The organism is Lutibacter sp., from assembly GCF_046055765.1.
Taxonomy (GTDB): Bacteria; Bacteroidota; Bacteroidia; order Flavobacteriales; family Flavobacteriaceae; genus Lutibacter.
In genome coordinates this window covers 1-18,431 of sequence record NZ_JASFZF010000007.1, presented here as the reverse complement: position 1 = coordinate 18,431, position 18,431 = coordinate 1, and the positions used below count along the sequence as shown (strand labels likewise).

Sequence of the window (18,431 nt, the reverse complement as noted above, 5' to 3'; positions counted from 1 at the left end):
ATTACAAATCAGCTGCTCTAGCCAGCTGAGCTACATCGGCATTTTACTCCATAAAAGAAGCCCGCTATTTCTAACGGACTGCAAATGTATTAAAGTTTTAATTTTAAACAAAATTTTTCTAATTATTTTTTAATATTATTTTGCCCTAATTTTTTCCTTCGTTTTAGTCAACTGTCTTTTAAGTGAATCTGTAGCTAACATCACTCCTTCTTCAAAGGTTTTGCTTTGTTTTTTAATTATCAAATCATTTCCAGGAATATTCAATTTAATATCCACAAATTTATTTTCTTTATCACTAGTTTGTTGAACTTTTAAAAACACTTCTGAATCTACTATTTTATCATAATATTTTTCTAAACTATTTATTTTTTTTTCAACAAATTCAATAAGTCCCGCATCGGCATTAAAATTAACTGATTGTACTCTTACTTTCATAATAAATTAGTTTTTTTGGCTCCTTGGGTGAGCTTGATTATAAATTTCCTTTAATTTACCCAAACTACTATGGGTATAAACTTGTGTTGACGCTAAACTAGAATGCCCAAGTAATTCTTTAACCGAGTTTAAATCAGCACCTTCGTTTAATAAATGTGTTGCAAAAGAGTGTCTTATAATATGAGGACTCTTTTTAACTTTTGACGACACACTACTAAAATAATTATTTATTACTCGATAAACAAGCGTATCGTATATTATTTTTCCTTTTTTAGTTAAAAATAAATAAGACTGATTTGTATTAATTTCTTCTCTAAATTTAATGTATTTAACTAATGTCTTTTGTACAGATTGTATTAACGGTATATATCTTTCTTTATTTCGCTTTCCCAACACTTTAACAGTTTCATTTGCAAAATCTATATCACCTATTTTTATATGAATCAATTCACTTCTTCTAATTCCTGTTGAGTAAAATAATTCTACAATTAGTTTATTTCTTAAAGATTCAAAATCGTTTTTATCATCTAATAAATTAAGTACGGCAATTATTTCTTTTTCAGAAAATGGGACTTGAACTTTTTTTGAAACTTTTAAAGCCTTGTGTTTAGCTAATGGATTTACCTCAATATCTTTCGATTTTTGAAGAAATTTATAAAAAGATTTTAATGATGAAACTTTTCTATTAATTGTTCTATTTGAAATATTTGCTTCAACTAAGTTTACAATCCAATTTCTAATTTGAGCATAATTTACATCAACAATGCTTTGATTGCTGTATTCTTTATTACAGAAATGTTGAAACGAGTTTAAATCGTTTAAGTATGCTACTGTAGTATGCTTAGAATATTTTTTTTCAAGTGATAAGTAATTTAAAAAAGATTGTATAGGCATAAAAAAACCGTTAGTAAACAAATTTACAAATTGTAAGTTGTATTTACTAACGGTTTAACTTTTTTGGTTAAATAATATTAACCTTGCTCTTCGGCTGTTCTTAATTTTTGAACATATTGAGCTTTTATGTTTCGTGCGCGCTTCACTACTGAAGGTTTATTGAATTGTTTACGGTTACGTAAGTTTTTCATTGTTTTCGTACGGTCAAATTTTCTTTTATAACGTTTTAACGCTCTATCAATGTTTTCTCCGTCTTTAACTGGTATAATTAACATATTTTGGCACCTCCTTTCAAACTGTTCTCTTTTAAATTTTGGATTGCAAATATACAACTAATTATAACACACCGTATATTTTAAATAAAAAAATCAACTAAAAAATAACTTTAGCTGATTTTTCTATTTTTGAAACATCCTTTACATTAAGTAACTGGCTTATATTCTTTTTTATCAATTACCATTTTTGAAATAATTTCTCGTAATATTTCTGAAGTTCCTCCGCCAATTGGTCCAATTCTACTATCTCTTAACAATCTTGCCATTGGATAATCTTCCATGTAACCATAACCTCCTAATAATTGCAAACAATCATAAATTACTTTATCAGCCATTTTTGTTGAAAGTAATTTTGACATGCTTGCTTCTTTTACAATATATTGTCCTTCACTTAATCTTTTTGCAATAGAGTAATTAAATTCCTTACACATTTCCACTTCGCTAGCCATATCGGCTACTTTATGCCTTAATGCCTGAAATTTATTAAGTGTTTTACCAAAAGCTTCTCTTTCCGACATATATTGTATTACATAATCTAAAGCAAATTCAGCTCTAGCATGTGCATTAACACCCATAACTAATCGTTCAAGTGCAAAATGGCTCATAATATATGGGAATCCTTTTCCTTCTTCACCTAATAAATTATTAGCTGGAATAACAACATTATCAAAAGCAATTTCAGCAGTATCTGATGCTCTCCAACCTAATTTATCTAATTTTGTTGATGTGATTCCTTGTGTACCTCTATCAACAATAAATATACTAATTCCTTTATTTCTTGAAGTAACATCCGTTTTAGCAGCAACAATTAGATAGTCAGAATAGTAACCATTGGTAATAAATGTTTTAGAACCATTAATAATATAGGTTTCTCCTTTTTTAACTGCAGTTGTTCTCATTCCAGCAACATCTGAACCTCCTGAAGGCTCTGAAATACATAAACAGCCAATTTTCTCACCAAGAATACTTGGTGCTAAATATTGTTCTTTTATACGTTGATCACCTTCTTCACAAACATGAGTCATAGCTAAATAGGTATGCGCCCACATAGCAGCAGCGAAACCACCAGAGTTAACTTTTTGTAATTCTTCTAAAAATATAATGGTATAAAAAATATCTAAATTTAAACCACCATATTCTTCCGGAGAATTTATCCCAAAGTATCCCATTTCACCAAACTTCTTCCATATAGAGCGATCAATAGTTCCTGTTTTCTCCCATTTATCAACATTTGGTACAACTTCTTTTTGTAAAAAATCTCTAAAACTTAGTCTAAAAGCTTGATGTTCTTCAGTAAAATACATACTATTCATTTTGGGAAGTAACTTAAATTAATATAATTATTCGGCCACCAAATATAAGGCTATTCTATCAAATTTTTCAATAGGAAAACCTTCAATTTTTTTTATCTCGTCAATGTCTTGAATTTCAGCAACTTCATCTCTATAATTAAAAATTTTCTTTGTTAACTCATAATCTATATAAACAATAGAAAGTACCTCCTTAAAGCTTGCTTCATTAATATTTAGTTTTTTAATATTAGGAAGTTTTTTAACTTTAAAATACTGTAATACTTTATCAACTAGCTCCTTATCTAAATTCCAAACTTCATATAACTGATTATTAAATGAAAATCCTTTTAATTTAGCTCTATAATCTATTATTCTTTCAGCCAACTTTTCTCCAATACCATTTACAATTCTTAAATCTGAAATTGTTGCAAGATTTATATCTTTTATTACAATGTGCTTACTATTATTTCTTATTAAAGTTGTTGTTGAATTTGATTGTTTAGTTACCCAATCTGGAAATTTAAAATAGGGACTTATTACTTTTAACAAACTATCGTTAACCTTCGTAATTTTTTGAAATTGCTTCACTGAGTTAATAAATTCTCCTTTTGATCTAAATAACAGCAATTTGTCTATTTCATCAATACTCATTCCTAGTTGATATCCTTTATAATCTGTTATATAATTTGGATTAAATGGATATATTTTAGGTTTTTTCTTTTCTAACTCAATGTTTTTTAAAGAATCTATTTTTGCTTGAAACACCAGAATTTCACTTGTAGAAAAATCGATGATTTTTTCTGAAGAAAAATCAACAAAAAAGAATATTGATTGAAGTGTGATTATAATTAATAACAAAAAGAAAATCCCATTTCGTTGGCGTTTATTATACCTGAAATGGGATTTAAAAAAATTCATATTATTAAAATTTATTTTTGTCCTTTATGACCAATTGCCTTCAGATATCTTGCTACCTCAAGCTTTACTTTTGGAGCTAATAAAAACAAACCAATAATATTAGGAAACACCATTGCGAATATCATAGCATCAGAAAACTCAATTACAGATCCCAAACTAGAAGATGCTCCAATTACAACAAAAATTAAGAATAATGCTTTGTATGAGATATCAGCTAATTTACTTTTTCCAAATAAATATTTCCATCCTTGTATTCCATAATAAGACCAAGATAACATTGTTGAAAAAGCAAAAAGTATCACAGCAATTGTTAGTATAATTGAAAAATTTGGAATTGCAGAATCAAAAGCTACTGAAGTTAAATCAACACCACCTAAATGTTTCCCAGTACTGTTCATAATTACATTATTTCCTGCATCTAAATTTGCGTAATCAAATAAATTACTCTTTAAGTTGGTAACTACAATTACTAAAGCGGTCATGGTACAAATAATTACAGTATCAACAAATGGACCTATTGAAGCTACAATTCCTTCACTTGCAGGAAATTTAGTTTTAACTGCTGCGTGTGCAATAGATGCTGACCCAACACCTGCCTCATTTGAAAAAGCAGCTCTTTGAAAACCAACAATCATAACGCCAATTACACCTCCAACAATTGATGTTTGATTAAATGCACCATTCCAAATTTGAAGCATCGCCTCAGGAATTATTGTAAGATTCATAACAATTATTAATAAAGAAGCTCCCACAAACATAATTCCCATAAATGGTACTATTTTTTCAGTTACCCGCCCTATTCTTTTAATTCCACCAATAATCACAATACCAACTAACACGGCCAGTAATACGCCAAATAAAAATCCAGAATCAAGACCAAAAAGCAATTTAAATTGTGCAGCTGCTTGATTGGATTGAAACATGTTTCCTCCTCCAAAAGAACCTCCAATTACAAAAACAGCATATAACACGGCTAAAACTTTTCCAAAACCAGCTAAATTCTTTTCTTTTAACCCTTTTTTCAGGTAATACATTGGACCTCCATATATTTTTCCATCATCACCAACTTCTCTGTATTTTACACCTAAAGTAGCTTCTACTAATTTTGTTGACATTCCTAAAAAACCAGCTAAAATCATCCATATTGTAGCACCTGGCCCTCCAATTGCAATTGCAACTGCAACCCCTGCAATATTTCCTAAACCTACTGTTGCTGAAAGTGCAGCTGTTAAAGCTTGAAAATGTGTAACTTCTCCTACAACTCCTTCTACTTGAATACTTTCAAAAACATCACCTCCTGGTGTTGGATCTCCTGCTACTTCCTCCACTGAATGATGATCGATATCATCATATTTTCCATTAGCAGCTCTTATTGCAACACCTAGTAAAGTTATATTGGCAAACTTAAAATACAATGTAAAAAATAAGGCACCAACTAACAAAACAATAATTACAATTGGGACATCTATACCAACAATTGAAATTGGGTAAAAAACTACTGAACTAACAGCTTTGGCAAAAGGTTTAAATTTTGCTTCTATTTTTTCATCGATTGTTAATTCTTGAGCAAAAGTTAATACTGGAACTATTAAGGAGATAATAGTTAGAAGTTTTCTATTCATAATGTTTGGAAGTTTTTAAAAGTAGCCGCAATATGGCAAAAAAATGAGGTTACTACAAGTTTTTAACTTTAAAATTATTAAATTCTCTTAAAACCATTAATTACACTAATTATTACAATATTTGATGCAATTTTTCAATTTGATTAGGTTTTCCTAAAACAATTAAGCTTGAATTAAGAGTAAGCTTTGTATACCCATCTGGGTTAATTACATATTTATGGTCAGCCGTTTTAAAACCAATTATTAAACATCCTGTTCTTTTACGTAAATCTAAATCTAGAATTGTTTTATTTATAAGTTCTTCAGGTAAATCTTTAATTTCTATTTCTTCTAAGTTTGTAGAAGTTTCATTTGAAATAGTTAATCGTTCTACAAATTCAACTAAATTAGGAGTTACTACTAATGATGCCATGTGATCTCCCCCTATCTTATCTGGCATAATAACATTTGTAGCTCCTGCAATTAATAATTTTTTAAAGGAAGATTCATTTGACGCTCTACTAATTATGGTAAATTCTTTATTTATTTGTCTTGCTGAAAGAACTACAAATAGATTATCAGCATCAGATGGTAATGCCGTAATTAAACTATTTGCATTTTTAATAGCTGCTTTGTTAAGTGTTTCATCATCTGTAGCATCACCCTCAACATAAAGAATACCATTATTATCCAACTCTCTTAATATCTCTTTATTTTTTTCAACGACAAGATATGATTTATTAAATATTTTAAGTTTTAAAACTGCTTGCCTACCATTGCGGCCGTATCCACACACAACAGTATGATTCTTTAATTTCTGAATTTTTTGTTGCATTTTTTTATATTTTAAAAGTTGAAAAAAATTATCATTTGCAAAATATTCTGTTAGTGCAGTAACTGAATAACCATAAATGCTAATACTTAATATGATTAAAACTATTGTGAAAAGTTTTTCAGACTGATTTAATTCATGAAGAGTTCCAAATCCAACAGTTGACATGGTAATTACGGTCATGTACAACGAATCAATAAAAGTTTCGTTTGAAATAATTGTATAACCAATTATTCCAATAATTAATACCATAGTTAGCAAAGCTAATGAGATACGCAATTTTGTTTTTACAACCATAATTTGTTACAAATCAAAAACAGAGCTCCGTTTCGTATAAATCATATCTTTTAATTTTAACAAAAAAGCCAATGTTAAATAAATTCCAAAAGAAAAACCAAACGTAACAAAAGAAATATAAATAAAAAATAAACGAACATTAGAAACGCGAATACCCAATCTATCTGCAAATCTAGATGAAACTGCAAAGCCGTGTTTTTCAAAATAATGTCGTAATGAATCAATCCACTTCAAAAGCCTAAAATTTTTACGCAATATACTAATTTCCAAAATAAGATTTAACTCTTTACCTAATTTATAGTTACAATTATTTAACTTTGCAACTTTCCAAAAATTAAATGGCAAAACACGAAGAATATATTGAAGTTCTTGGTGCGCGAGTTCATAACTTAAAAAATATTGATGTTCGTATTCCAAGAGAAAAGCTAGTTGTAATAACTGGTTTAAGTGGTAGCGGAAAATCTTCGTTAGCTTTTGACACTATCTATGCCGAAGGGCAACGTAGATATATTGAAACTTTTTCGGCGTATGCTCGACAGTTTTTAGGTGGTTTGGAAAGACCTGATGTTGATAAAATTGACGGCCTTTCTCCAGTTATTTCTATTGAACAAAAAACCACCAATAAAAGTCCACGTTCTACAGTTGGGACTATTACTGAAATTTACGATTTTTTACGCTTACTTTATTCTCGTGCTGCTGATGCTTACTCCTATAACACCAATAAAAAAATGGTTAGTTACAGTGATGAGCAAATTAAAAATTTAATTTTAAAAGATTTTGATGGAAAAAAAATAGTGGTTTTAGCACCTATTGTAAAATCTAGAAAAGGACATTATCGCGAACTTTTTGAGCAAATTGCTAAACAAGGTTTTGTAAAAGTACGTGTTGATGGTGAAATTTTAGACATTAAAAAAGGGATGCGAATTGACCGCTATAAAACACATGATATTGAGATTGTAATTGATCGTTTGTTAGTTAACCAAACTTCAGAAAAAAGATTAGAAGAAACAATAACAACTGCTTTATATTCAGGTGAAAATATTTTAATGGTTTTAGAATACGAAACCAATATTCCTCGTTATTTTAGTAGAGATTTAATGTGCGCAGAAACGGGAATTTCATATCCAAATCCTGAGCCTAATAATTTTTCATTTAACTCTCCAAAAGGTGCCTGTAATACTTGTAATGGTTTAGGGAAAATTAATAAAGTAAATCTTCAAAAAATAATTCCAAATAATACAATTTCAATAAAAAATGGTGGAATTGTACCACTTGGTGAACAAAAAAATAGTTGGATTTTTAAACAACTTCAATTAATTGCCGAGCGTTATAAATTTGAATTAACCGATCCTATTTCTAAAATTCCAAAAGAAGCCTTAGAAATTATTTTAAATGGTGGAAATGAAAAATTTAAAATTGCTTCAAAAACAATGGGTATAACCCGTAATTATGAAATTGATTTTGAAGGAATTATCAAATTTATAGAAAACCAATACAAATCTAGCGATTCAACTTCTATAAAACGTTGGGCTAAAGATTTTATGGATGAAGTTCCTTGCGAAACTTGTGAAGGGAAAAGGCTTAAAAAAGAAGCACTTTATTTTAAAATAAATAAAAAAAATATTTCAGAATTAGCACAATTCGATATTTCTGAGCTTGCTAATTGGTTTAGTAACCTTGAAAAAAAATTAAGTGATAAACAACTTAAAATTGCATCAGAAATATTAAAAGAAATTAGAACAAGAATTCAGTTTTTATTAAATGTTGGCTTAGACTATTTAACTTTAGATAGAAGTTCAAAATCGCTATCTGGTGGTGAAGCGCAACGCATAAGATTGGCAACTCAAATTGGTTCACAATTGGTTGGTGTTTTGTATATTTTAGACGAACCAAGTATTGGTTTACACCAACGTGACAACAAAAAATTAATAAATTCATTAGTAAATTTAAGAGATCTTGGAAATTCAATTATTGTTGTAGAGCACGACAAAGATATGATTAAACATGCCGATTATGTTATTGATATTGGTCCAGGAGCTGGACATCACGGTGGGGAAATTGTAAGCGAAGGAACTTTTGAGGAATTAAAACAACACAATACCTTAACTGCTGATTATTTAAATGGAACAAAACAAATTGAAATTCCTAAAAAAAGAAGAAAAGGAACTGGTAAAAAAATAACTTTAGCTGGTGCTACAGGAAATAATTTAAAAAACATAACTGTTAATTTCCCTTTAGGAAAACTAATTTGTGTAACAGGTGTTTCTGGTAGCGGAAAATCTACTTTAATAAATGAAACTCTCTACCCAATTTTAAATAAACATATTTATAGAGGTGTTAAAAAACCAATGCCTTATAAAAGTATTAAAGGCCTAGAACATATTGATAAAGTTATTGCTATAGACCAATCTCCTATTGGTAGAACCCCACGTTCTAACCCAGCAACATATACTGGTGTTTTTAGCGAAATTAGAAGTTTATATGCAAAAACAAGCGAAGCTTTAATTAGAGGTTACAAACCTGGGCGATTTTCTTTTAATGTTAAAGGAGGAAGGTGTGAAACTTGCCAAGGTGGAGGTGTTAGAATTATTGAAATGAATTTTTTACCTGATGTTCATGTTGAATGTGAAACTTGCCAAGGAAAACGATTCAATAGAGAAACATTAGAGATTAGATATAAAGGTAAATCTATTTCAGATGTGTTAAATATGACCATTGATGATGCTGTTAACTTTTTTGAACATATCCCAAAAATTTATAGGAAACTTAAAACAATTCATGATGTTGGTTTGGGCTATATAACTCTAGGTCAACAATCTACAACACTTTCAGGCGGTGAAGCTCAACGAATAAAATTAGCTTCAGAATTATCTAAAAAAGATACTGGGAATACTTTTTATATTTTAGACGAACCTACTACTGGGCTTCATTTTGAAGATATTCGAGTACTTATGGAAGTTTTAAATAAATTAACGAACAAAGGAAACACAATACTTGTTATTGAACATAATTTAGATGTAGTAAAACTAGCCGATCACGTTATTGATATAGGTATGGAAGGTGGTAAAAAAGGCGGAGAACTAATCTGCTATGGAACACCTGAAGAAGTTAGCAAACATAAAAAAAGCTATACTGCTAAATTCCTAAAAGATGAATTAAATTAGTCAACAAATTAAAAAAGCTGTTATTTAGCAAATTAAATTCGATATTTGAAGTTTTATGGTACCAAATGAAGAAAGAAAAATAAGAGAAAAGTTTAAACAAAGAACTTGGAATGAAATTAAAACCAACGATTCTTGGGCAATATTTAAAATTATGGCCGAGTTTGTTGAAGGTTTCGAACGATTAAGTAAAATTGGCCCTTGTGTTAGTATTTTTGGTTCTGCTAGAACCAAACCTGACCATAAGTATTACAAATTAGCTGAAAATATTGCTTTCGAATTAACTCAAAATGGTTATGGCGTTGTTACTGGCGGTGGTCCAGGAATTATGGAAGCTGGTAATAAAGGTGCCGAGAGAGGAAAAGGAATTTCTGTAGGTTTAAACATTGATTTACCTTTTGAACAACATGATAATCCGTATATAGATTCTGATAAAAGCTTAGATTTCGATTACTTTTTTGTCCGTAAAGTAATGTTTGTGAAATATTCTCAAGGATTTGTTGTTATGCCTGGGGGTTTCGGAACTTTAGACGAGCTTTTTGAAGCAATCACCCTAATTCAAACCAAAAAAATTGGGAAATTCCCTATTATTTTAGTGGGTAAAAAATATTGGACAGGTTTAATGGATTGGATTAAAAATACCTTACTTGAAGAAGGAAGCATTAACCCAAAAGATTTAGATTTAATATCTTTAGTTGACACTGAAAAAGAGGTTTTAGAAGTAATAGATACTTTCTATAAAAAATACAGTTTAAGTCCTAATTTTTAATCGAACTCTTTTGAAGAAGAAACTATTTTTTACAATTTTAAGCATTATTATTACTTTGAATCTTTTCGCTCAAGTTAATAACAACATTAAAATATCTGCTATTTTAAATACAGAAACAAATGAGCTTAAAATAAAACAAGAAATAGATTTTTATAACAAATCTGATAGTATTTTAAATGTTGTATATTTTCATAATTGGGCCAATGCTTATAAAGATAAAAATACACCTTTAGCAAAGCGTTTTATTGAAGCATACTCTAAAGGTTTTCATTTTACAAACCAGAAAAATAGAGGAAATTCAATTATTAAAAGTATTTCTGTTAATTATGATATTGCTACTTGGGAAATTACAGAAAAAAATCCCGATATCTTAAAAGTGAATTTACAAAAATCCTTAAACCCAAATGATTCTGTAAAAATAAGTGCAACCTATATTGTTAAAATTCCTATTGACAAATTTACCGATTATGGAGTAAATAATGAAACTTATAATTTAAGATATTGGTACTTATCGCCAGCTATTTACACCAATAAATGGGAATTAACAAATAATTTAGATATGGATGATTTGTGTATGGATTTTACAAATTATCAAATAGAGCTTAAAGTTCCCCAAGATTATATTGTAAATAGTGATTTAAATTCATCAAATACAATTAATAACAATTTTAACAACTATACTTTAATTGGCAAAAATAAACTAGATATTGAATTAAATATTACAAAAAATAACGATTTTGTTTCTTATGATTTATCAGGGATTGAAATTATCACAAACTTAAACTCTAACAAGTTAAATAAAAACCTAAAATCAAGTATTTTAAAAAGAGAATTTTATTTTATTCAAACATATTTGGGGAAATTTCCACATAAAAAATTACTCTTAAATAAAATTGAGTATGAAAAAAATCCTGTGTACGGTTTTAATCAACTACCTTCATTTTTAGCAGCATACAGTGATGCTTTTGAATGGGATATTCAATTATTTAAAGTGCTTTCAAAAAAATACATCGATCAGGTTTTTTTATTTAACAAAAGAGAAGATTATTGGTTAGCTGATGGTTTACAAACATATTTAATGATAAACTATGTAGAAAAATTTTACCCTGAAGTAAAAGCTATTGGTAATATTTCAAAACTATGGGGAATTAAAGGTTTTAATTTAGCTAAAATAAAATTTAATGAAAAATATCCTTTTGTATATCAGTTTGCTGCACGAAAAAATTTAGACCAAGCATTAACAACACCTGCAGATTCTCTTTCAAATTTTAATAGAAAAATTGTTAATAAATACAAAGCAGGATTAGGATTAAAATATTTAGAAACTTATTTGGAAGATATTTCAATGCCCAAAACTATTTGGAATTTTTCTTATAAAAACTCTGGAAATAAAATTCATAGCAACGATTTTATTAACTTCTTAAAAAGAGCTACAAATAAAGATATTTCTTGGTTTGAAAATGACTATTTACAAACGAATAAAAAAGTAGACTATACAATTAAAAAAATTACAAAGAAGAATGATTCTCTTGAAGTAAGTATTTTAAATAAAAGAAAATTCACCACTCCAATTCAATTATATGGAATTAAAGATCAGGAAATAAAATTTAAAAAATGGCTTCCCAATATAGATTCGCTAACAAAAATTACAATTCCAACTAATGGCTTTGATAAACTTTCATTAAACTATGAATCTCTTTTGCCTGAATATAATTTAAGAAATAACTGGAAAAGTGTTGATAAAAAATTATTCAATAGACCTTTGCAAGTGAAGTTTATGAAAGATATTGAAAACCCATATTACAATCAGTTTTTTTATACACCTGTATTTAGATATAATTATTACGATGGTGCTGTTTTAGGTTTGGCTATTTCAAATAAAACGTTATTAAATAAAAGTTTTACTTATAAAATTACACCTTCATTTGGTACAACTAGTAAATCACTTTCAGGAATTTTTAATTTAAAATATGAATATCTTCCTGAAAATAAAAAAGTAAATAAATTTATAGCAGGAATTTTAGGTAGCAATTTTCATTATGCCGAAAATTTATCCTACACTACACTTACTCCGTTTGCATTACTCGAATTTAAACGAAAAAGCCTAAGAGATGTTAGTAGAAATGCTATAAGTGCATCTTATACTTTTATTGATCGCGAAAAATCACCATCACAAATAGAACATAGTGAAACAAACAAATATAAAGTCTTTAATCTTAGCTATGGATATGCCAAACCCGAAATTATTGATGATTTTAGATTTTCTACAGGTCTTGAAATATCAAATAAATTTAGTAAACTCTCACTAACTGCTCATTTTAGAAAATTAACAAATACAAATAGGCAATTTGATTTTAGATTTTTTGCAGGTGCATTTTTGAGAAATAAAACAGCAACAGACTTTTTTAGTTTTGCACTTGATAGACCAAGCGATTATTTATTTAGATATGATTATTTAGGTAGATCTGAAACTTCAGGTTTTTTTAGTCAACAAATTATTATTAATGAAGGAGGTTTTAAAGCGAAACTACCTGTAGCTTATGCAAATCAATGGCTAAGCACTATAAATACAAGTGTTGGATTATGGAGATGGTTTGAGGTTTATACTGATGTTGGTTTTGTAAAAAATAGAAATCAGAAAGTTTATTTTGCGCATGAAAATGGAGTACGCCTTAATTTTATTCAAGATATTCTTGAAGTGTATTTCCCTTTTCATTCAAATTTAGGATGGGAAACTTCACAACCAAGCTATAGCTCTAAAATTAGATTTGTTTTAGTTATAAAACCTAAAAAAATCTATAATTTTATTAAAAGAGGATTTTATTAATTTTTAAATTATAGTTTTATAAAATCCAATTTATTAAAGAATTCACAATAAACCTGCTTTTATTTAATTATTTTTTAGCATATTCTAACATCTTTGCATTATTTTTATCTATGATTTAAAAATACTACCTTTGCAAAACTAAAAAAAATCAAAAATATGAATGTAAAATCTTCATCTACTAACCTAGAACCACTATCTTTTAATCAATTTAAAAAAGAAGTATTACAAGACTACAAAATTGCTATTGTAAGTAGAGAATGTAGTATTTTAGGGCGTAGAGAAGTTTTAACAGGGAAAGCAAAGTTTGGAATTTTTGGTGACGGAAAAGAAGTACCTCAATTAGCAATGGCAAAAGCTTTTAAAAAAGGAGACTTTAGATCTGGTTATTACCGTGATCAAACATTTATGATGGCTATAGGCGAACTTACACCTCAACAATTTTTTGCTGGTTTATATGCACATGCAAATATTAAGGCTGACCCAATGTCTGGAGGGCGTCAAATGGGTGGGCATTTTGCCACACATAGTTTAGATGAAAACGGGCATTTTAAAAATTTAACAGAACAGTACAATTCAAGTGGAGATATTTCGCCTACAGCAGGTCAAATGCCTCGTATGCTAGGTTTAGCCTATGCTTCAAAATTATTTAGAAAACTACCCGGAATTAAAAATCCAAAATTCTCAAATAACGGAAATGAAATTTCTTGGGGAACTATTGGAAACGCAAGTACTTCAGAAGGTGTTTTTTTTGAAACAATTAATGCTGCAGGTGTATTACAAGTACCAATGATAATTAGTGTTTGGGATGATGCTTATGGAATTTCTGTTCCTGCAAAATATCAAACAACCAAAGAAAATATTTCTGAAATTTTAAAAGGTTTCCAACGAGAAAATAAAGCAAAAGGTTACGAAATATTTGTAGTTAAAGGTTGGGATTACCCTAATTTAATTGATGTTTATAATAAAGCTTCAAAAATAGCTAGAGAAGAACATGTTCCTATATTAATTCATGTAAAAGATTTAACACAACCACAAGGTCATTCTACCTCTGGATCACACGAGCGCTATAAAAATAAAGAACGTTTAACTTGGGAAAAGCAAAACGATTGTGTTGTTAAAATGCGTGATTGGATTATTGAATTCAATTTAAAAGATGAACATAACAACACGCTAACTTTTATAGATTCTGAAGAAGAATTAATTAAAATTGAAAAAGATGCTAAAAAAGAAGTAAGCCTTGCTAAAAGAAATGCTTGGAATGCTTTTTTAAATCCAATAAAAGAAGAAAAAAAATTATTAATAAATATTCTTGAAAACCTATCACTAAAAAGTAGTAACAAAGCTTTTATTTTGAAATTAAAAAATGATTTAAGTTCAATTCACGAGCCATCGAGAAAAAATATTTTAGCTACTGCAAGAAAAGTTATTGTTTACATTAGAAACGAAAAATTAGTTGAAAAAACACAATTACAAAACTGGGTTACTAATTATATAAAAACCAAACAACCTAATTACAGTTCACATTTATATAGTCAAACCGATAAAAAAGTAAGTCTTTCTGAAGAAATACTACCAACATATCATAAAAATGCTGAACTAGTTGATGCTAGAATTATTATTAAGGATAATTTTGATACCTTATTTACGAAGCATAATAACGTGTTTATTTTTGGTGAAGATGCTGGAAATATTGGTGATGTAAATCAAGGGTTAGTTGGACTTCAGGAAAAATATGGAAAACATAGAATTTCTGATACTGGAATTAGAGAAGCTACTATTATTGGGCAAGGGATTGGTATGGCTTTAAGAGGTTTACGTCCAATTGCTGAAATTCAATATTTAGATTATTTATTGTACGGTTTACAAATTTTAAGTGATGATTTAGCAACACTTCATTATAGAACTGCTGGAAAACAAAAAGCACCACTAATTGTAAGAACTCGTGGCCATAGATTAGAAGGTATTTGGCATTCTGGTTCACCAATGGGAGCTATTGTTCATTTATTAAGAGGTATGAATATATTAGTACCTAGAAATATGACCAAAGCTGCAGGATTTTACACTACTTTACTAGAATGTGATGAACCTGCTTTGATCGTTGAAAATTTAAATGGTTATAGACTTAAAGAAAAACTACCTAACAATTTTGGTGAATTTAAAACACCAATTGGTGTAGTTGAAACTATTAAAGAAGGATTAGATATTACTGTTTTATCATATGGTTCTACACTAAAAATTGTTGAAGATATTGTTAATGATTTAGCTCAAGTTGAAATTGATATTGAAATTATTGATGCTCAAAGTTTATTGCCATTTGATAACAATATGGATGTAGTAAAAAGTATTAAAAAAACAAATAGACTTATTATTATTGATGAAGATGTTCCTGGAGGAGCTTCAGCTTATTTACTAAATGAAATTTTGGAAAAGCAAAATGCTTATCATTATTTAGATAGTAAACCTGTTACGCTTACAGCTAAAGATCACCGTGCAGCTTATGGAACTGATGGTGATTATTTTTCTAAACCAAATGCTGAAGATATTTTTGAAACTATTTACAACATCATGCACGAAGTTAATCCAACAAAATACAAGAAATTATATTAAACTTTTAAAATAAAAAAAACCACAATTGTGGTTTTTTTTATTATTTACTTGCAAAAAGTTTTACATCATTTTCAGAGACTTCTTTTTCTCCTAAAATAATAAGGCGTTCTACAACATTTCTTAGCTCTCTAATATTTCCAGTCCAATCATAATTTTGTAGTAATTTTATTGCAGAAGCTGAAAAAGATTTTATTCCTGTTCCATGTTCACTTGCAATCTGTTGTGTAAAAAAATGTATCAACAATGGAATATCCTCTCTTCGTTCGTTTAAAGCTGGAACATTTATTAAAATCACAGCTAACCTATGATATAAATCTTCTCTAAAATTACCTTCAGAAATTTCTTTTCTTAAATCTTTATTTGTTGCCGCAATAACTCTTACATCAACTTTTATATCCTTATCACTACCAACACGTGAAATTTTATTTTCTTGCAATGCTCTTAACACTTTTGCTTGAGCCGAAAGACTCATATCACCAATTTCATCTAAGAAAATAGTTCCCCCATTGGCGGCTTCAAATTTACCTGCTCTATCTTTATTAGCACCTGTAAATGAACCTTTTACATGTCCAAACAATTCACTTTCAATCAATTCTGATGGTATTGCGGCGCAATTAACTTCAATCATTGGTCCTTTTGTTCTATCACTTTTTTCGTGAATCCAATGTGCAACCAACTCTTTACCAGTACCATTAGGGCCTGTAATAAAAACTCTAGCATCGGTTGGAGCAACTTTTTCAATCAAGGTTTTAATATGGTTAATTGCTTCACTTTTACCAATCATTTCATATTTTTTACTAACCTTTTTCTTTAATAATTTATTTTCAACAACCAATTCTTTTCTGTCCAAGGCATTACGTACGGTATTAAGTAAACGATTTAAATCAGGTGGTTTTGATATATAATCAAATGCTCCAAGTCTCATAGCATTTACGGCAATATCTAAATCTCCGTGACCAGAAATCATTACAATTGGTATTTCTGATTTTATTTTTTTTACCTTTTCAAGAACTTCCATTCCATCCATTTTAGGCATTTTAATATCACATAAAATTAAATCATAATCATTTTTAGTAATCATTTCAAGACCAACCAATCCATCTTCAGCTTCCTCTACTTCATAATTATCATTTTCTTCAGAAATTATTTTTTTTAAAACTCTGCGAATTGCAGCCTCATCTTCAATAAGTAAAATTTTTGACATGCTATTTTTTGTTTTCTATAATATGAATATCTCTTTGAGGAAATGGTATTTGAATACTATTTTCTCTAAATTTTTTATCGATTTCAAATCTTAAATCGCTTTTTATTTTAAGCTGAGAAAAACTATCATTAATCGTAAATATTAATTTAAACTGTAAAGCACTTTCCCCAAAATCTAAAAATAACACATCTGGTTTTTTACTTTTTAAAACTTTAGAATGCTCTTGAGCAACTTCAATTAATAGTTGTTTTACTTTTTCAACATTTGAACCGTAGGCTACTCCAATATCAATTGCTTCAACTGTTTGATTCCCATTTTGAGTCCAATTGTACAAACTATTAGTTAAAAACTTATGGTTTGGTATTATAATTACTCTTCCATTTACTGTTTCTGCTCTTGTTGTTCTTAAACGTATTTCAAAAACTCTGCCAATTTTTCCTTCTATTTCAATTATATCATTTACGTGCAATGTTTTATCTAATAAAATAAATACACCCGATATAATATCTTGAAATAATGTTTGAAGCCCTAATCCTAAACCAACTAATAATGCCGCAGAACCTGCTAATAATACACTTACTTGAATTCCTGAAGATTCTAATGCAATTATAATTACAAGTAAATAGACAAAATATTTTAAAAAAGAAAAAATACTTTTAAACTTTCCTTTATCTTCTTCTTCTAATCTTTTATTAATTAGTTTTCTAGCCAGTTTCAATAAAAAACTTGTAACAATAAAGGCAATTATTAAAACTAAAATTGTTTTTACTGAAATGTGAATGCTTTCACTTAGTTGAAATGTGAAATTTAAAAGATTACTTAATCTTTCCATCTCTTAATATTTTAACCATTTGTACAATTCTTTATAGCTTGGTTTTTTACCGTACATTAAAATTCCAACTCTATATATTTTAGCTGCAAACCAAACGATTCCTAAAAATGTTATAATTAATAATGTCATTGAAACAGCTATTTGCCACCAAGGAACTCCAAAAGGGATACGCATTAGCATAACAATTGGTGATGTTAATGGAAATAATGAAAATCCTAGAGCAATTGGTCCATGCGGATTTTCAATTACAGAAAATCCAACGTAAATAGCAATAATTAAAGGCATTAAAACCGGCATCATAAATTGCTGTGTATCGGTTTCACTATCTACAGCCGCACCAATTGCAGCATAAATTGAACTGTATATTAAATAGCCTCCTAAAAAGTAAACTATAAAAGAGAAAAACATCGTTAAAATTGGCAAACTTTTTATTTCTTGTAGTACAAGTTGCAAATCACTTGCTGAAGTTTGTTGAACTTGTTGAACT

At 28.7% G+C, this 18,431-nt stretch carries 15 protein-coding genes; 4 read left to right on the top strand and 11 right to left on the bottom strand.

Annotated features, from left to right (window positions below):
- Positions 1-135: 135 nt before the first annotated feature.
- The 8 genes from hpf to QM495_RS00680 all read right to left on the bottom strand — a co-directional run bounded on the left by hpf (position 136) and on the right by QM495_RS00680 (position 6,778).
- On the bottom strand, positions 136-435 hold the full coding sequence (hpf, locus tag QM495_RS00715) for a ribosome hibernation-promoting factor, HPF/YfiA family (RefSeq protein ID WP_408670185.1): 300 nt from the start codon (positions 433-435) through the stop codon (positions 136-138).
- Between the two features lie 6 nt (positions 436-441).
- Positions 442-1,329 carry a tyrosine-type recombinase/integrase gene (locus QM495_RS00710; protein WP_408670184.1) on the bottom strand — a complete coding sequence of 296 codons (888 nt, stop codon included), beginning with the start codon at positions 1,327-1,329 and terminating at the stop codon, positions 442-444.
- 77 nt (positions 1,330-1,406) lie between these two features.
- Positions 1,407-1,604: a 30S ribosomal protein S21 gene (rpsU, locus tag QM495_RS00705; protein WP_291975352.1), complete on the bottom strand. Its 198-nt coding sequence runs from the start codon at positions 1,602-1,604 to the stop codon at positions 1,407-1,409.
- 146 nt (positions 1,605-1,750) lie between these two features.
- Complete coding sequence (locus QM495_RS00700) at positions 1,751-2,917, bottom strand: acyl-CoA dehydrogenase family protein (protein ID WP_408670183.1); 1,167 nt, start codon at positions 2,915-2,917, stop codon at positions 1,751-1,753.
- Positions 2,918-2,944: 27 nt separating this feature from the next.
- Positions 2,945-3,814, bottom strand: coding sequence for a ComEA family DNA-binding protein (locus tag QM495_RS00695; protein WP_408670182.1), 870 nt, complete (start codon positions 3,812-3,814; stop codon positions 2,945-2,947).
- Positions 3,815-3,825: 11 nt separating this feature from the next.
- On the bottom strand, positions 3,826-5,436 hold the full coding sequence (locus QM495_RS00690) for an alanine/glycine:cation symporter family protein (RefSeq protein ID WP_408670181.1): 1,611 nt from the start codon (positions 5,434-5,436) through the stop codon (positions 3,826-3,828).
- Positions 5,437-5,548: 112 nt separating this feature from the next.
- Positions 5,549-6,544 carry a potassium channel family protein gene (locus QM495_RS00685; RefSeq protein ID WP_408670180.1) on the bottom strand — a complete coding sequence of 332 codons (996 nt, stop codon included), beginning with the start codon at positions 6,542-6,544 and terminating at the stop codon, positions 5,549-5,551.
- A 6-nt stretch (positions 6,545-6,550) separates the two neighbouring features.
- Positions 6,551-6,778, bottom strand: a complete 228-nt coding sequence (locus QM495_RS00680) for a PspC domain-containing protein (protein ID WP_408670179.1) — start codon at positions 6,776-6,778, stop codon at positions 6,551-6,553.
- A 104-nt stretch (positions 6,779-6,882) separates the two neighbouring features.
- On the opposite strand from QM495_RS00680, the gene uvrA reads away from it, so the two are divergent.
- The 4 genes from uvrA (at position 6,883) to QM495_RS00660 (ending at position 15,908) form a co-directional block, all read left to right on the top strand.
- The gene (gene uvrA, locus QM495_RS00675; RefSeq protein ID WP_408670178.1) at positions 6,883-9,708 is read left to right on the top strand and encodes an excinuclease ABC subunit UvrA; all 2,826 of its coding nucleotides are present in this window, start codon (positions 6,883-6,885) and stop codon (positions 9,706-9,708) included.
- 55 nt (positions 9,709-9,763) lie between these two features.
- Positions 9,764-10,474, top strand: coding sequence for a TIGR00730 family Rossman fold protein (locus tag QM495_RS00670; protein ID WP_408670177.1), 711 nt, complete (start codon positions 9,764-9,766; stop codon positions 10,472-10,474).
- 10 nt (positions 10,475-10,484) lie between these two features.
- Entirely contained in the window at positions 10,485-13,301 is a 2,817-nt protein-coding gene (locus QM495_RS00665; RefSeq protein WP_408670176.1) for an aminopeptidase, read from the top strand.
- Positions 13,302-13,457: 156 nt separating this feature from the next.
- Positions 13,458-15,908: a thiamine pyrophosphate-dependent enzyme gene (locus tag QM495_RS00660; RefSeq protein WP_408670175.1), complete on the top strand. Its 2,451-nt coding sequence runs from the start codon at positions 13,458-13,460 to the stop codon at positions 15,906-15,908.
- Positions 15,909-15,948: 40 nt separating this feature from the next.
- Here the strand turns inward: QM495_RS00660 and QM495_RS00655 are convergent, their stop codons facing one another.
- The 3 genes from QM495_RS00655 to QM495_RS00645 form a co-directional block, all read right to left on the bottom strand.
- The gene (locus tag QM495_RS00655) at positions 15,949-17,112 is read right to left on the bottom strand and encodes a sigma-54-dependent transcriptional regulator (protein ID WP_408670174.1); all 1,164 of its coding nucleotides are present in this window, start codon (positions 17,110-17,112) and stop codon (positions 15,949-15,951) included.
- 1 nt (position 17,113) lies between these two features.
- A complete protein-coding gene (locus tag QM495_RS00650) occupies positions 17,114-17,944 on the bottom strand; it encodes a mechanosensitive ion channel family protein (protein ID WP_408670173.1) in 831 nt (276 codons plus the stop codon).
- Positions 17,945-17,947: 3 nt separating this feature from the next.
- A partial coding sequence (locus tag QM495_RS00645; protein WP_408670172.1) for an ABC transporter permease occupies positions 17,948-18,431 on the bottom strand: 484 nt, incomplete at its 5' end.

Coding starts and splice junctions, on each gene's coding strand:
- hpf (WP_408670185.1), bottom strand. CDS start 435: ATGAAAGTAAGAGTACAATCAGTTAATTTTAATGCCGATGCGGGACTT.
- QM495_RS00710 (WP_408670184.1), bottom strand. CDS start 1,329: ATGCCTATACAATCTTTTTTAAATTACTTATCACTTGAAAAAAAATAT.
- rpsU (WP_291975352.1), bottom strand. CDS start 1,604: ATGTTAATTATACCAGTTAAAGACGGAGAAAACATTGATAGAGCGTTA.
- QM495_RS00700 (WP_408670183.1), bottom strand. CDS start 2,917: ATGAATAGTATGTATTTTACTGAAGAACATCAAGCTTTTAGACTAAGT.
- QM495_RS00695 (WP_408670182.1), bottom strand. CDS start 3,814: ATGAATTTTTTTAAATCCCATTTCAGGTATAATAAACGCCAACGAAAT.
- QM495_RS00690 (WP_408670181.1), bottom strand. CDS start 5,436: ATGAATAGAAAACTTCTAACTATTATCTCCTTAATAGTTCCAGTATTA.
- QM495_RS00685 (WP_408670180.1), bottom strand. CDS start 6,544: ATGGTTGTAAAAACAAAATTGCGTATCTCATTAGCTTTGCTAACTATG.
- uvrA (WP_408670178.1), top strand. CDS start 6,883: ATGGCAAAACACGAAGAATATATTGAAGTTCTTGGTGCGCGAGTTCAT.
- QM495_RS00670 (WP_408670177.1), top strand. CDS start 9,764: ATGGTACCAAATGAAGAAAGAAAAATAAGAGAAAAGTTTAAACAAAGA.
- QM495_RS00660 (WP_408670175.1), top strand. CDS start 13,458: ATGAATGTAAAATCTTCATCTACTAACCTAGAACCACTATCTTTTAAT.
- QM495_RS00655 (WP_408670174.1), bottom strand. CDS start 17,112: ATGTCAAAAATTTTACTTATTGAAGATGAGGCTGCAATTCGCAGAGTT.
- QM495_RS00650 (WP_408670173.1), bottom strand. CDS start 17,944: ATGGAAAGATTAAGTAATCTTTTAAATTTCACATTTCAACTAAGTGAA.